We start from the raw sequence: 15,256 nt of genomic DNA on the forward strand, positions 1-15,256 counted from the left end.
TCAGATGCCTTTATGATTGGATTAATATTTGAGAGTGTAGCTTAAGCCATAAGTACGACCTTGAGCTGGTAGACTAGAAATTGGACCATAAACAGTCGAAACTGCTTGGCTATATACAGACTTGTAATCTGTATTCCAAACGTTATAAACACCAAAGCCTAATGTACCTGGTCCTGCTTTTGCATTGGCAATCACATCCATCACTGCAAAACCTTTGATTTCTGCTGTTGGATTACTACCATTCGCAATTGCATCCTTACGTGCTTTATCAGTACCGTCGATAGCCAAAGCTTGTACTCGTAAACCTAAACCATCATTAAATTGCCAGTCTGAATAAACAGTTGCTTTTAAAGGCGCTACTCGAATTGCATCTAGCTCTTGCCATTTACCATTTGAGTTTTTGAACTGACCACGCGTATAAGCTAAAGTCCCTCCGACATTCCAATCATCTGAAACGGTATATTTCACATTACCTTCAACGCCATACACACGTTCATCAGTATCAATAACCTCAATCGCAAAACTTGGCGGACCAAATTTCAAAGATTTGTCAGATTTGTTATAGAACGCCGTAATACCTGTACTTAATGTGTCATCTTGTAGACGCCAGCCCAACTCAAAACTATTTACTTTGATTGGATCAATCGTTTGATTGCTTACAACAAAGTTTGCTGGAACATCTCTCAACATGCGTTGTACATCAGGTAAATTCGCACCTTGCGAGAAGTTTGCAAACACCTGTTGTGCATCAGTTAAATGATAAAGCGCACCCACATTGAAAAGTGTTGCATCATGCTTAACTGAACCTCCTTTTAAAGTTTTAGCTTGATAAGTTGGAACAAAGTCGGCAACCATTGCTTCAGAATAAGGAACTGAGTCTTTAACATCACTATCGATACGCTCATGACGAATACCAGCTTGTAGATTTAAGCGATCTGTTGCTTCAAATTGGCTTTGTAAGAAGAAACCCAACTTTTCAGTATCTACATCTGGACCAAAAGCATAATTATTTAAAGGCTTAAATTTCAGGCCATTACTTACCATAAAGGCTGTTAAATCATATAGTTGTGCGGTTGCACTTCCTTTTTCTTGGTCATAATCTACACCATAAGTTAAGTTTAGCGCACGTTCAGCAACATTTAACTTACTTTGCAGTGCCACTCGTGCACCAAATACATCAATATCTGTTTCAGATTGGGTAACAATATGTGTTCCGCCTCCTGAAATAGATGAATGTACTAAAGCATTTGCACTTGGATAGAATCTGCCTTTTTCAGAACGATAGTAAGCTTCTGCATTTAAAGTCTGTCCCCAAAAATCTTGATTTTCGTATTGGGCATTTACCGCACCACGCTTTGTTCGTGGTTGAGTATCAAGTTCTAAACCTTTAACCGCTTTCTGGCTTGGTTTTGTACCTTTAACTAATAAAACAGCCAAACCAGGACCATAGTCAGCACCATACTCACTGTCTTGTTCATCGTTATAGTACTGTGCACCAATACTTAATTTTTGTTTGTCAGCAAACTGCCAGCTTAGACGTCCATTTACATCAACCGTTTTTGTATCTTGGCGATCCGTTTGTGCAATTTCTGGTCCAATGCGATTACCATGGCTGTCTTGGGTTTCACCACGTTTGGTATAGCTTGCTCCTAAAAAACCACTCCAATCACCTTGATTAAATGATGCAGACTGAAACGCTTCATAAGCTAAAGCATCACTTTTAAAATTATCACCAGAAGTCACACCGAGTTTGGTTTCAAAGTTTACACCATCACCCGAACCTCTTTTGGTGATAATGTTGATAATCCCCCCAGTAGCGCCAGCACCATAGATACTGCTCGCACCAGATACAACTTCAACTCGTTCAATCATGTCTGGGCTAATACTATTTAGCTGACGTGAACTATCACGTGATCCTGTTTGAGGAACACCATCAATCATATATTGCACAGTACGACCACGCATGGTCATACCATAGTTACTGGTCGTACCCGAACTTGGAGTTAAAGATGGAACTAACAAACCTAAAATATCGGCGGTACTTTTCCCAGCAGCAGCTTGTTTGGCAATATCTTCTTGGCTAATACTGTAAACAGTCCCTGCAATTTCAGCGATACTTTGTGCTGAACGAGTTGCTGTTACAACAATTGGCGCAAGTTGTGTTGGTTTTTGAACTTCTGCTGCAACATTATTTTGAATCGTGGTATCGATCTCAGTTGTTTGAGCATAAAGCTGGGCACTTACTGCCAAGCTTAGAAGTGTTAGTGTTGTCGAAAGTGTATGAACTTTCATAAGTAGCCCCTAGATAAGTTGTTTCGATTGTTTTGCTTTAGAAATCAAAACTTGACTGAGTAAAACGCTTAAAATGGATGCAGCGGCGAGAATTAAATAAAAATTTCCATAGCCAAACGCTTTAGCTAAGAAACCTGACATCGCACCACCAATGAAATAAACCAATAATTCAAAACAGACCAAAATCGTAAAATCCGTTCCTGCTTGATCTTTAGAGCTGGTCTGCATGAAATGTGCATATAACGCCGTCATCGCGATATAACGAATTGCAAGAATGACAACTACAAATACACCAAGTAATCTGTGCCATTGATCAAACCAACTGAGTAGAACAGCTGCACCCAACAAGGCATAAATCAAAGTACGTGCCCAGCCTGCCCAGATCAGTAATTGTGTAGCTGCTATTTTTTTCAAGAGAAATGCAGCAGATACAGCAGCTAATAATCCAATACCCGCACCGATCACAGACATCAACACTCCAATCTCTGCCAAAGACCACTTTTGATCAATTAGCATCGGATTCAGCATTGCCATTGCAGGTGCTTCAACGAAGCGATAACACACGATCAAAGCTAAAGCCCATAACATTTCTGGACGTTTAAACGCACGAATCAGACTTGGTGGATGTTTAGCGATTTTCTCAGAAATTGATTTTTCTTTGATTTGGAAAATCGCAAACATAGTCAGTGCCGTCATTGCGGCTAAGGAAATCAATGCAGTTTGCCAGCCATAAAGCTGGTAAAGCCATAAAGTTGCTGCTCCACCCACCATACTACCGAGCGCAACGCCGATGCTTTGTGCCATGCTTCCTAAGCGATATTCAGACTCTGAAAAGGTTTCGACGGTATAGCCATCAATGGCAATATCTTGAGTTGCTGCAAAAGTTGAAATCCATAAACCAACAATGACAAATACACCGAGACCATAATCAAACTGTGTTAATGCCAAAGCAACAACACCTAGCACTAGTGCAATTTGTGTAAATAGCAACCAAGTCTTACGCTTTCCTAGTTTTTTTAAGTAGAAACGATCAATTAAAGGCGCCCAAAAGAATTTGAATGCCCAAGGAATATAAAGCAACGACAACATGCCAATCCAACGTAAATCTACACCTTGATGGCGCAGAATCGCAGGTAATGCGACGTTATAAAAATACAGTGGTAAAGCATGAGCAAGGTATAAAACCACCACGACACTCAGGCTCAAAGCTGAGACTTTCTGAATATTTAATGAATTTTGATTCATAAATACCTCTGCATCGCCCATTGCATGGCTTCAGTTTTATCTACGCTGACAAAATATGGGACGTGCCAAGCTTTGTGTAGTGCTGGTGTATCCAATCGAATACGATCTTCGTCATCCTGAGCAATACGCGCAAAACCTAAGCAATATTGGTAAAAATCTTGTTTATATTGTTTATACCACTTGCCTTGGACTGCTCTATATTCCTCCGGAAATTCTGTATTTGCATCGGTTTGCATGATCAACACAAAATTTCGCTGATGTTCGAAATAGTGCTGAATTCGTGCTAACCATTGTTCAAATTCTGCTACCGATACATGCGCTGCAAAGCGCATGTCTAGGATATGCATTTCATTGATATATAAGCTCATGTAACACTCAGGAATTTGGCTGGCCGATCTGCTAGCTGTTGTTGTGATGTTTGGTAATATTCCCCAAACTTGTGATAAAAAGTTTCTCTAAAGCAGTAGTACAACATTGCAGTTTTTTCAGGCATCGGTATTAAACGTTGACTTTCATAGCAAAGCTCTGCCACCACTGCTGCATAAGGTTTGACGGTATGATCTGGCTCACCCACAATTTTTTTCGCTTTAGAGTGCTCAAAAATATAGAAGCTGAGTAAACGAATAGTTGGGCGTAAAAAACCTTTACCGAACACGGATTTGTCACCAAATAGCAAATGCCAACCGAGATCATTGTCATCACCATCGTAATAACGGCCTAAACGATCTCGTTTACCCTCATAAATTTCGGTATAGCCCACATCTTTGCCATCAATTCCGACGATTAATAAGCGGTGATGGTCATCTGCTAACATTTTGTCGAAGTAAACTTGTAACTCTAGTTCCGATTTATTTAACTGCCACTGAGGAATTACATGTGGCTCATGCATCCATTGATGTAATAAAGGAATATCCTGCGGATATTGCACTTGGCGTAAGTAGTACTGTGTACCATCTTCAAAGTATTCAAAATAATCTGGTAATTGCTGAGAGATTGTTTTCATATCGAACCTATAAAATGACGAATAAAATTAGCCCACTTTCGCTTGGCGAGGTTGCTGTGCCCACGTTTTCAATGTTTCTGGGCTAACTGGATTTGCAATGGGATCAAGAAAGACAGGCACAGGACGCTCTGCTTCATCGTTATAACTTGTGGTAAATAGACGTACACGGTTTAGACAAATTTTGGTGTAACTTGGACGCAGCATGGCGAATTTATCAGCACGTTCAGCCAGTTCTGGGTGTTTTTGGTTCAATTCAACAATTGTGTTGGAAATGGTCTGCCAGAAATCAAGCTCTGAATATTCAGGATAGTCTTGCAAGAACACATTACAGATATAGCGGTAATGCACCATGAACAGACCAGTGAAGATAAAATGACTTAGATCGGTCGCCTCATGTCGTAATAACAAAGCCGCTTCAGGTGGTAACTGAGCTAACTCAGGGAAATCCTCATCCACCAAATTAATGTCATCAATGAAATCTTTTAATACCATAGCTTTTGGTACTCCATTTTCATGTACCAACATCGTGTTCTCACCGTGTGGTGAAAATGCCAAACCATAGCGGTATAAGCAAAGTAATAATGGACTCATACTTACTTGAGCAAATTGTGCTAACCAAGCCAAAGGGCTTAAACCTGATGCCTGGATCAACACGCTCAAGATCGATTGACCTGAAATATCACGGTGTAACAATGCTGCTTGAGATAACACTTGATGAGACGGATCAACATAACGATCAACACTTTCACGCCATAAACAACCGAACAGCTCTTTAAATTGATACGGTGCACCTTCAATGCGGTCAAAACACGGCTGATGGATAGTTAAAGTCGCAACTTCACCTAAGAAAATCACACCTGTATTTTGTAAGTCTTGATCTTGTTGATGAATCTGTTTCAACCATGCGGTCACTGCGGGTGCTGCAAGATTACGTTTTGAGGGTAATCCACGATAAACAGCGGTATTAAAAATACTGACAGGCAACTTAATGTAATGGCGTTGTAGGTTTGACGTATTGCATAATGTGCGGATTGATTGCATCGGCACATAGCTATCTTGGCTGATATTTAACTCAATAATTTTCTGATCCACAATCTCATTGGCATAAGTCGGAACAAGCCATTGATGCCATTGCCAAGCATGTACGGGAATCAAAAAGTAATTTTGTGGATCTAGGTTTTTTTCTTGGAGAATATTGATGAACTGCTGTAGTTCATTGGCATCAAATTCATGTTGATATAAACCGCAGGCACTCCAATCTTCAGTACTTCGATACTCTGCCAAATCACGATGTACGGCTAACCACAATACTTTAACTTCAGGTGAAAGCTCTGGTGCAGCGCTTAAATAATCATCATAACCAAAACCCATACGCCCTTTACTCATGATGAGCCAAGGATGACCACGTAGCATGCCTTCAACTTTGTAATGTGGCTCTGTCAAAACCGCTATACTTGGCAAACGTGTTTCATTGAACAAATGTGCTTCTGCAAGCCAAGTATTATTCATTTCTTTGATCAAATACGCTTTGGTAAATGGCTTAACATTAGAACTGTCAGACATTGCGACAATGAACTCATGTAAGTTCCAAGCAGGTTGATCATTTTCCTGACTATGAGTCACATCACGTACCGAAGCTTCCTGAATATTCCAGTGTCCGAGTAGATATTGATTTCCTTGAAACTCATACTGACGATTGCCTAAATCTAAACGATAACGCCCTGCTGACAATGCTTTAACTTCAATAATTTCTTCGTATAGAAACTCTGCAATCGCCATTTCAATAAGACGTTGTCCTGCGGCACGCCATTGCTGCTGATTAATTTTTAAAGTTGCAAAGTTCATATCAGTTTCTCATATGTTGAATGTACAGAAGCAGTTTGTGTGCGTGTGTTTGCACCACGACGATTAGGATGCGCCGTCATCACGTTCTGTTCTGTTTTCTTGAAAATTGAATGGTTTTTATTGGGAGAATTTTCGCAAAGGCACTCGTTTGATTGTGCTTTGTCATCTGCCATACAAATTTTTGGATTTTGAGAGAGATTAAAGTGTTGGAATGTCTGCGCTTGATTGCCTAATTCATAAAGAGGCTCAGCAAGCAATTGATTAATGATCGTTGCTGCACGATAAGCACCAAGACCTAAATCAGGCGTGCCGACACCATGGCTATGCATTTCCTGATTTTGAACAAAAATATAACCATTCAGCCGATGTACAACACGATAGTCGTCTGTAATCTGCCAACGCTGTTTATGATCAAACTCGATGTATGGCTTGAGCAACTGCATAAAACCAAAATCAGGCGTGAAATAACCCGTTGCGGCTACAAGAAAATCACAGTCGAGATGAAAAGACTGAGCTGTAGCACGATGCTGGAAATGCAGTCGGATTTTTTGTGTATCCAATGCTTCTGCATCTTTCAAATCACATTGACTATGTAAATGTGTCTGTAAGCTTTGACCTGCAATACTGCGGTGATAAAGTCTTTGATAAATTTCCCGAATGGTTTTTGCACTAATTCCCTTGTATAACAAGGCTTGTTGCTTTAACTGCTGTTCCTTTTGCTGCGCAGTCAAATCATAAAAATGCTGTGCATAATCTGGACTAAAATGTTCCAAACCTAATGGTGCATACTCCATCGGGAAGAAACCTTGAGAACGAGTAAACCAATGCAAATCAAACTGATGATTGATAGTATCTTGCTGTTCATCAAATAAGTCGATAAACACTTCAGCTGCAGATTGTCCAGAACCAAGTACGACCACATCGCCATGTAAATCTGTGTCGGCATGCGTCATATACTGTGCTGAATGCAGACATTGTTGTGGACGGATTTTCTGAATTTTTGCCAAACATTCAGGCAAATAAGGCACATTGCCACTACCAACCACCAAATGACGGCATAAATAACTTTGCTGAACACCGTTTGATTCAACGACTACCTTAAAACCAATCGCTTGAGGTTCAATCTTCAAGACACGAGATTGATATTGGATACAATCGAGTTGTTCTGCAACCCATTGGCAATAATGGTTGTATTCACAACGTGGAATATGTGGCTGCTCTAAAAAGTAAAACTTATACAAACGTTGCTGATGACGCAGATAATTCAAAAAACTAAATGGACTAGTTGGATCAACCATCGAGACCAAATCTGCCATAAATGGCACTTGTAATACCGTATTAGGTAGTTGCATACCTGCATGCCAATCAAATTGCGCCTTTTGCTCAAAAAATACGTAATCGAGTGAGCTTTTGTTTTGTAGCAAACTAGCAAGACTTAAATTAAAAGGTCCTAGACCAATTCCAATAAAATCAAGCATAACTGACATCCTTCTGTGAAATACGCAGTGGATTTGGCAGTTGCACGTAAACAGATTGATTTTCTACAGGTGCGATCAACTCGTCTAATTCATGCAAACGTGTCAGCAAGTTGCCTTTATAAGGCAGCGTTGAATTGAACAGTAGTCCTTGTATTAAGGTACTCTCAGGATATTGCTGTAATTGCTCTTCTAAAAATCCAGTTAGATGCGCTAACAATTCATCTTCAGTGATATAGCCTGTTGCACCGATGGCATTAATAATCCCGAACAAAGTATTGCCAAAGAAATAATAACTAAAACGTTCATCAACAAAATCTTTCGGACCTACCGCAAAGGCTTTTTCTTTTAGTTCAGGCAGTGCTTGCAGAATTTCAGTGGCAAATTCTTCAATATAATAAAAACCTTGGTTATCACGTAACCATAAAGTTTTAGGAAAATGGTTTTCGAGTTCCAATAATACATTCTGTTGATGTGACTCAAATGCCATACCATAACGATGGTATAGATACATCAAAGGCTGCAAACTGACTTCGAGGAAACGATTAAACCAATCTGAAGCAATCTCTGAAACTTCAGCATCAGGATGCGCTTTCGCAATTTTTGCAAATAAGGCATTAAAACGATTTAAAGGCTTAATCGGATGATCTTGGCACAAAGATGCGATACAAGTGACTTGTTGTTGTGGATGGAATGGTTGATCTCGGAAAATACAAATACTGTCATTGATCACTTCATCATCGATTTTTAAAGCGATCCAAGCTGGATCATTGACTGCTTTTAGACTTGGACACTGTTTAAGAATATTTTGCCCAAACTCACTATGCCACAAACGATGTGTCAATTCACCACGATGACATTCTTTGGCCAAATTCACTCGAATAGAATTGGTAATCATCACTGAAAGTGACGGCTTCACCATCCAAGGTGCATTGAAGCTCGCTAATGTGCGTATGGAAGTGGTTGGAGAGAATTGCCAACCACGTAAGCCCAAATCAATCAGTTGCCCTGTTTGCTTTAATCGTTCAAACCAAGCTTTGCCCTGTAAATAACGCGCTTGCCATGGATGTAAAGGAAGTAACTTATATTCCGCATGTGTCTTTAATAAATTGAGATCATTTTCAGATAAATACCACTGTAACGCGGTTTTTAATTGCGCTGAAATAGGTTCATCAGTCGCACTACCTTCTGCAATATAATCTTGGTGCACTAGCCAATAATGAAGTTGAGTCTTACCTTTATTTTCAGGAGAAAAGTTTAACCAATCCTCATGCACAAAACCTGTTCTACTTTTTGGCGCGGGATGCATACTATGCCCTAAAATCAAAGCTTGCTCTGTTTCAATAAAGCTTTGCCCTGCTTTTACTAAATCATCAAATTCATATTCACGATTTTGTAAAAACTGTTGTAGCGCATCTCGACTTTGAATCCATTTTTCAACTAATGAAGCAGCATCTAGATGAACAGGGGCTTCTTGAACAAGTTCTTCTAGCAACAACCCAACAATTGCTACAGGACTAAATACCTTAATTTTTTCATCGATAATAATTTGCGGAAGATCTGCTAAGCGATGTCGCCCCACACAGCTCACATAAGATAAAGGGAAAAAGCAACGTGCTTGAATAGAGGTAATCGGTATTGATAACAGCGTCAAACCTTGGCTAAACGTCTGTAGTTGAAGAGATTGCTGACTTTTATGAAGCAAGTGACCTTTGCCAGTTTCTTGCGTATATGCATTGACGAAATGTTGTAACGCCAACCGATTAGCAAGTGATTGCATCTGTCGATATCCTCTTTCAAAAGAGTTAATTTGTTTTTCGAAATGTTTTAGGCCTGAAACACATCTTAAGTACAAGGGAGTTTGTAGTTAAGATGGAACTAATGATAATTATTATCATTTACTATTTCAATTCTATAAAAGAACCTAGAAAAACAGCACTAAATCATTGAATTTATTTTGTTTAATAAGGAATATTGCTCAGTAAAGATACAAAAAGATAATAATAATTCTCATTAAATAAAATGATCAGCTTGTAGCCATCAATAGTTTTTATAGATGTATAAAATTTTTAAATAGTCTCAAATGTAATATTTCCCCACATCAAAAATCTAATATGTCAAAAAATGAAGCATTTAATAAACTTGCCAAATCTTGCGGTTTTAGTCCAATATCAAGTCCACGCTTTCCACCACTAACGTAAATTTTATCAAATGCTTGTGCACTTTTATCGATCACAGTTTTTAAGCGTTTCTTTTGACCCAAGGGGCTGATTCCTCCAACCAGATAGCCAGTCAAACGCTCAGCGTCTTTCGGGTTTGCCATTTGTAATTTCTTGCACCCCACTGCTGCCGCAACTTTTTTTAGATTGAGTTGATGATTCACAGGTAATATCGCAATAAAGAAGTTTTTTTCATCAGTAACCATCAACGTTTTAAATACTTCTTCAACATTCAAATTTAGTTTTTCAGCAGCTTCTAGACCGAAACTTTTAGCATTTACATCATGCTCATATTCATGAATTGAAAAAGGTATTTTGTGTTTTTCAAGCAATTTACAAGCTGGCGTCATGATTACTCAGTGATGTTATAAAAATTTTAAAGTGGGAATAGTGTAGCATTTTAGGTTAAATGTTTAAATTTACTTAGGCTATTTTTGATATAAATCTATTCTTGATAATTACTCAACTACCCGCATATATTCTTCAATGTGGATCAAAAATAGGACCTGCAATCAAATGAGCTACAAACATAATAATCTAATGGCAATGCGCCAAAACTACTGGAATGATGAGTCTTCAAGTATCGTACAGGCTGAAAAACAATTGCTTAAACACACCTTAATTGAAGAAGGTATCTTTAAAGACGCGACTTTAGAAGATACCAAATATTTTTTCTTTACCCTGCCCAGTATTATTATTGTTAAAGCTCATGCATTAGGTTTTCACCATAATTCAGTCAAACAAATGTTAAAGCAGCACATCCAAAGTAACCGTACTTATTTGATGAAAAAATCTGAATTAAAAATTCAGTTTAGAATTTAATGTAGAGATCCATTAGCGTCTAAAAAATTCCATTATCTGCTTAGGCTATTTTATAAATATTGATCTATTTCACAAATTTAGACTGATAATTCAAGAGATTGAACTATTTTAATACGTTCAAACGCTGTAATATCCACTACAATTTACGCTCAGCTTTCAACCCTCCGATTTCAGCATAGGATTTTTCTTTCATGTCAGATCAGAACGATAAGCTCAAGAACCTAAAAACCTCATCTGTGGATCGTCGCTTATCTATCGCTAAAGCCTCATTACTTGCTGGAACACGTTGGGCAACCGCAAGTGCTACTTCTATGTTTTCAAGTGAAGAAGATAAAGAAAAGAAACGTAAGAAAGCGATGGCTGAACAAGCTCATTATTTGGTTTCTGAAATTGGAAAGTTAAAAGGCTCGATCGTAAAAATCGGGCAAATGATGGCCTTATATGGCGAACATTTCCTGCCTGAAGAAATTACTCAAGCATTAAACACGCTGAACAACCAAACTGTTGCTTTGGCTTGGCCTGCTATTAAAGCACATTTACAAGAACAACTAGGTTCTAGAATGGACGATCTGACCATCGACCATGAGCCAATCGGTACAGCTTCATTAGCTCAAGTACATCGTGCTATCCGTAAATCGGATGGTTTAGAATTAGTGCTTAAAATCCAATATCCAGGTGTAGCTGAAGCGATTGATTCAGATATGAATCTTTTCAAAAACATGCTTAAACTCACGCGCATGGTTCCGCAGACCCGTGAATTTGATCAATGGTTTGATGAAGTTAGAGAAATGATGCATCGAGAAGTTAATTATGGCATCGAAGCTGCGACCACACGTCGCTTTGCTGCACGTTTAAAAGAAGATCCTCGATATATTGTCCCTCAGATTGTCAATGAATTCTGTGCTGAAAAAGTGCTCTGTATGACTTTCGAGCGTGGTGTTCCTGTAAACAGCCCTGTCATGCTCTCTTTGCCACAAGAACGTAGAAATCAATTGGGCGAAGCATCATTAGAGATCGCAGTACGTGAATTATTTGAATGGGGTGAAATGCAAACCGATCCTAACTTCGGTAATTATTTAGTCCGTTTAGGGAACGGTACTGACGTCCGCGATAAAATTGTATTACTTGATTTTGGTGCGATACGTCAATTCGATGAGAATTTGCTGTCTGTTGCGCGTAACCTAATTCAAGCGGGCTATGATCACGACAAAGCAGCCATGGTCAAAGCGATGACAGGCTACGAATTTTTTGATGGTATGCCAGAAAGTATTAAACCAGGCATGGCAGATGTTTTCTTAATTGCGACTGAAGCATTTAGTTGCCCTGAAAACAATCCAGACATGCCTACTGGTATTATGGATGATCAAGATCGCTATGACTGGAAGAAAAGTCAGCTTCATAGTCGAGTAATGCAACAAGCAGCGCAATCAATGGCTTCTCGCTACTTCTCGGTTCCTCCAAAAGAATTTATGTTTATTAGTCGTAAATTTATTGGTGCATATACCTTTATGACCGTCATTGATGCAAAGACAAACGTTCGTAAAATGATTCGTCAATTTGCATAACATGCCTATACAAAGTCATCTTGACCAATCAAATTTGTCAGATTGGTCAATTTTTTTTAATTTTTATTTTTCATCATTTTTTTAAAATTTTAAAAAACAATAAGATAAATCCACTTAGGTATTCAAATTACGCTTTATCGTTCTCAATTCAGCGTGTCAAAGAAGACATAGTTTTTTTAACTGGGGCATGTCAGCATGAATTTACAATCATCCCCTAGGATAAAGTCATGTCTAATATGATGAATAAGGCTCAAGGTTTCGGGCTATCTCTAATCACAAAAATCGCAGGAAGCGAAATGCTTGATCAACTCAAGCTACGAAAATTTGTTGAAAAATCGCTGTACCAAGGTTCAAAGACTGGCTTTAAGGTGCTGACAAAAACACAAAAGGCCTTTAAACCGCAACCAATAGATAAACAGCGTCTACCAAATCAAAGTAATAAAAACCTATTTGATCTGAGTTTAACTGAAGAACAGCAAATGACCTGCGATGCCATGTCACAATTTGCTGAAGAGGTTTTATATACCTTAGCGCATGATGCAGATCATCATGCCCAATTTCCAGAAGAACTTTGGCAGCATTTAACTGATCTTGGTTTAAATTACTACGCATTACCCGAAGCTTTGGGCGGTGTTGCGGCTGAACAAAATATTGTCAGTAATATTCTAATTGCAGAAAGTCTTGCTAAAGGTGATTTCAGTTTAACCGCAGGCCTATTAAGTACCTTTAGTGTGATCAATGCAATGACTCGTTGGGGTTCAACCCAAGTTCAATCTATGTATTTACCTGTGTTTGCAGAAGATCCAGATGTTACTGCAACTTTCGCCTTCCAAGAAGCAACACCGGCATTTAATCCATTCCATTTGAAAACAAAAGCAACTGAGCAAAATGGACAGTTCTATATCACAGGTGAAAAGACTCTCGTTGTTTTAGGTGATACATCAGATGTCTTTATTGTCAGTGCTGAATGGAACGGAAAACCCGATATCTTTGTGGTGCAGTGTGATGAAACGATTGCAATCAAAGCAAATCCCGCGATGGGTTTAAAAGCAGCAGAGACTGCGACACTTCAATTCAATCAAACTCCTGCTCTTCGCTTAGGTGATACAGACTTCGATTACACTGCGTTTGTGGATTTAGGTAATTTGATGTGGTGTGCAATGGCTATCGGGACTTGTGAAGCCATAAAAGCGTATTGCATCAAATATGCAAACGAACGTACTGCCTTTGGGGAGCCAATCTCACACCGTCAAAGCGTTGCATTCATGATTGCTGATATGGCCATTGAAATTGACGCGATGCGCATGTTGGTACTCAACGCAGCAAGTTTGGCGGAAGCTGGACAACCATTCCACCGCGAAGCGTATTTGGCACGACTACTCTGTGCTGAAAAATCAATGAAAATCGGTACGGATGGCGTTCAAATCTTGGGTGGGCATGGCTTTACCAAAGAGCATCCTGTTGAACGTTGGTATCGTGATTTACGTGCGACCGCAATCTTGCATTCTGGCTTACACGCTTAATTTTGGAGAATAATAATGAATTTACAGAATCCGAAAAAATTTAAAATGCTGGTTGATCAAGCACACGAAACTGCCATTAATGTATTACGTCCAATTTCTCGTAAATATGATAAAGCTGAACATGCCTATCCAAAAGAACTGGATATGTTAGCTGCCTTACTAGATGGGATGAATGAAAGTGGCGAAGGCGTAGGTGCAGCAAATGCTAGCAAGCGCGGCACAGCCAATCCAGATTCGATCGTAAATGGCGGTAATATGTCAGCAGCACTTGGCATTATTGAAATGTGTTATGGCGATACTGGATTATTACTCAGTATGCCACGCCAAGGCTTGGGGAACTCTGCCATTGCTGCGGTTGCCAATGATGAGCAACTCGAACGTTTCAAAGGCACTTGGGCTGCAATGGCAATCACTGAACCGGGTTGTGGCTCTGACTCAGCAGCTATCCGTACGACTGCAACCAAAGATGGCGATGATTATATTCTAAACGGTGAAAAAATCTTTGTTACTTCAGGTGAACGTGCTGATTCAGTTGTCGTTTGGGCAACTCTAGATAAGAAACTTGGACGTGCTGCGATTAAATCTTTTGTTGTGACTAAAGGCACACAAGGAATGAAAGTCGAACGTCTCGAACATAAACTTGGAATCAAAGCATCTGATACAGCAGTCATTAGTTTCATCGACTGTCGTGTGCCTGCTGCAAACCTATTGGGTAATCCTGATATCGACGTGGCGAAAGGTTTTGCTGGAGTGATGGAAACGTTTGATAATACACGCCCACTTGTTGCAGCGATGGCAATTGGTTGTGCAAAAGCCTCTTTAGAACGTATCAAAGAGATTTTCAAAGACCAACTTGATCCTGACTATCAAACACCGTATTTGCAAAGTTCAAATCTGGCTGCACAAATCTATCGTATGGAGGCTGAGTGGGAAGCTGCCCGTTTACTTATGCTTAAAGCGACATGGATGGCAGACAATAAAAAGCCGAACTCTAAAGAAGCTTCAATTGCTAAAGCCAAAGCTGGTCGTGTCGGCAATGAAATTACACTGAAATGTGTAGAGTTAGCTGCAAGTGTAGGTTATGGCGAAGATGAATTGCTGGAGAAATGGGCACGTGACTCAAAAATTCTAGATATTTTTGAAGGTACACAACAGATTCAGCAATTGATCATCGCGCGTCGTGAATTGGGCAAATCATCGAGCGAATTAAAATAATTTCCTCTTCTGACAGGCTAAAGGACGTTTTTATAACGTCCTTTAGCCTTTA

12 protein-coding genes are annotated in these 15,256 nt (G+C 39.3%); 4 read left to right on the top strand and 8 right to left on the bottom strand.

Annotated elements, in window-relative coordinates; genetic code table 11:
- Positions 1–21: 21 nt before the first annotated feature.
- The 8 genes from DS737_RS08675 to ybaK form a co-directional block, all read right to left on the bottom strand.
- On the bottom strand, positions 22–2,292 hold the full coding sequence (locus DS737_RS08675) for a TonB-dependent receptor (protein ID WP_113997328.1): 2,271 nt from the start codon (positions 2,290–2,292) through the stop codon (positions 22–24).
- Between the two features lie 9 nt (positions 2,293–2,301).
- Positions 2,302–3,537 carry a putative ferric acinetoferrin MFS transporter permease subunit ActC gene (actC, locus tag DS737_RS08680; protein WP_005080844.1) on the bottom strand — a complete coding sequence of 412 codons (1,236 nt, stop codon included), beginning with the start codon at positions 3,535–3,537 and terminating at the stop codon, positions 2,302–2,304.
- Positions 3,534–3,905 (bottom strand): protein ActB, encoded by a 372-nt coding sequence (gene actB, locus DS737_RS08685; protein WP_113997329.1) that lies wholly within the window; start codon positions 3,903–3,905, stop codon positions 3,534–3,536. The genes actC and actB overlap by 4 nt, the downstream gene beginning before the upstream one ends.
- Entirely contained in the window at positions 3,902–4,540 is a 639-nt protein-coding gene (gene acbD, locus DS737_RS08690; protein WP_113997330.1) for an acinetoferrin biosynthesis acetyltransferase AcbD, read from the bottom strand. Before acbD ends, actB begins: the two co-directional genes overlap by 4 nt.
- Before the next feature lie 27 nt (positions 4,541–4,567).
- Positions 4,568–6,385, bottom strand: a complete 1,818-nt coding sequence (acbC, locus tag DS737_RS08695; RefSeq protein ID WP_113997331.1) for an acinetoferrin biosynthesis protein AcbC — start codon at positions 6,383–6,385, stop codon at positions 4,568–4,570.
- Positions 6,382–7,863 (bottom strand): acinetoferrin biosynthesis monooxygenase AcbB, encoded by a 1,482-nt coding sequence (gene acbB, locus DS737_RS08700; RefSeq protein ID WP_113997332.1) that lies wholly within the window; start codon positions 7,861–7,863, stop codon positions 6,382–6,384. The genes acbC and acbB overlap by 4 nt, the downstream gene beginning before the upstream one ends.
- On the bottom strand, positions 7,856–9,640 hold the full coding sequence (gene acbA, locus DS737_RS08705) for an acinetoferrin biosynthesis protein AcbA (protein WP_113997333.1): 1,785 nt from the start codon (positions 9,638–9,640) through the stop codon (positions 7,856–7,858). The genes acbB and acbA overlap by 8 nt, the downstream gene beginning before the upstream one ends.
- 321 nt (positions 9,641–9,961) lie before the next feature.
- Complete coding sequence (gene ybaK, locus DS737_RS08710) at positions 9,962–10,429, bottom strand: Cys-tRNA(Pro) deacylase (protein WP_008941458.1); 468 nt, start codon at positions 10,427–10,429, stop codon at positions 9,962–9,964.
- Between the two features lie 166 nt (positions 10,430–10,595).
- Here ybaK and DS737_RS08715 point away from each other — a divergent pair, with 166 nt between their 5' ends.
- The 4 genes from DS737_RS08715 to DS737_RS08730 all read left to right on the top strand — a co-directional run bounded on the left by DS737_RS08715 (position 10,596) and on the right by DS737_RS08730 (position 15,204).
- The gene (locus DS737_RS08715; RefSeq protein ID WP_005080861.1) at positions 10,596–10,901 is read left to right on the top strand and encodes a hypothetical protein; all 306 of its coding nucleotides are present in this window, start codon (positions 10,596–10,598) and stop codon (positions 10,899–10,901) included.
- A gap of 191 nt (positions 10,902–11,092) precedes the next feature.
- Positions 11,093–12,466, top strand: coding sequence for an ABC1 kinase family protein (locus DS737_RS08720; protein WP_113997334.1), 1,374 nt, complete (start codon positions 11,093–11,095; stop codon positions 12,464–12,466).
- A 236-nt stretch (positions 12,467–12,702) separates the two neighbouring features.
- Positions 12,703–13,989, top strand: a complete 1,287-nt coding sequence (locus tag DS737_RS08725; RefSeq protein WP_171287611.1) for an acyl-CoA dehydrogenase family protein — start codon at positions 12,703–12,705, stop codon at positions 13,987–13,989.
- Between the two features lie 15 nt (positions 13,990–14,004).
- Entirely contained in the window at positions 14,005–15,204 is a 1,200-nt protein-coding gene (locus DS737_RS08730; RefSeq protein ID WP_113997336.1) for an acyl-CoA dehydrogenase family protein, read from the top strand.
- The last annotated feature ends 52 nt before the right edge of the window (positions 15,205–15,256 follow it).

Origin of the sequence: Acinetobacter haemolyticus (assembly GCF_003323815.1) — a bacterium.
GTDB classification, from domain to species: domain Bacteria; phylum Pseudomonadota; class Gammaproteobacteria; order Pseudomonadales; family Moraxellaceae; genus Acinetobacter; species Acinetobacter haemolyticus.

What these genes read in the sequence shown, in the direction of transcription:
- acbD (WP_113997330.1), bottom strand. Translation starts at nt 4,540, where the DNA reads ATGAAAACAATCTCTCAGCAATTACCAGATTATTTTGAATACTTTGAA.
- acbB (WP_113997332.1), bottom strand. Translation starts at nt 7,863, where the DNA reads ATGCTTGATTTTATTGGAATTGGTCTAGGACCTTTTAATTTAAGTCTT.
- actB (WP_113997329.1), bottom strand. Translation starts at nt 3,905, where the DNA reads ATGAGCTTATATATCAATGAAATGCATATCCTAGACATGCGCTTTGCA.
- DS737_RS08675 (WP_113997328.1), bottom strand. Translation starts at nt 2,292, where the DNA reads ATGAAAGTTCATACACTTTCGACAACACTAACACTTCTAAGCTTGGCA.
- DS737_RS08725 (WP_171287611.1), top strand. Translation starts at nt 12,703, where the DNA reads ATGATGAATAAGGCTCAAGGTTTCGGGCTATCTCTAATCACAAAAATC.
- DS737_RS08715 (WP_005080861.1), top strand. Translation starts at nt 10,596, where the DNA reads ATGAGCTACAAACATAATAATCTAATGGCAATGCGCCAAAACTACTGG.
- actC (WP_005080844.1), bottom strand. Translation starts at nt 3,537, where the DNA reads ATGAATCAAAATTCATTAAATATTCAGAAAGTCTCAGCTTTGAGCCTG.
- DS737_RS08730 (WP_113997336.1), top strand. Translation starts at nt 14,005, where the DNA reads ATGAATTTACAGAATCCGAAAAAATTTAAAATGCTGGTTGATCAAGCA.
- DS737_RS08720 (WP_113997334.1), top strand. Translation starts at nt 11,093, where the DNA reads ATGTCAGATCAGAACGATAAGCTCAAGAACCTAAAAACCTCATCTGTG.
- acbC (WP_113997331.1), bottom strand. Translation starts at nt 6,385, where the DNA reads ATGAACTTTGCAACTTTAAAAATTAATCAGCAGCAATGGCGTGCCGCA.
- ybaK (WP_008941458.1), bottom strand. Translation starts at nt 10,429, where the DNA reads ATGACGCCAGCTTGTAAATTGCTTGAAAAACACAAAATACCTTTTTCA.
- acbA (WP_113997333.1), bottom strand. Translation starts at nt 9,640, where the DNA reads ATGCAATCACTTGCTAATCGGTTGGCGTTACAACATTTCGTCAATGCA.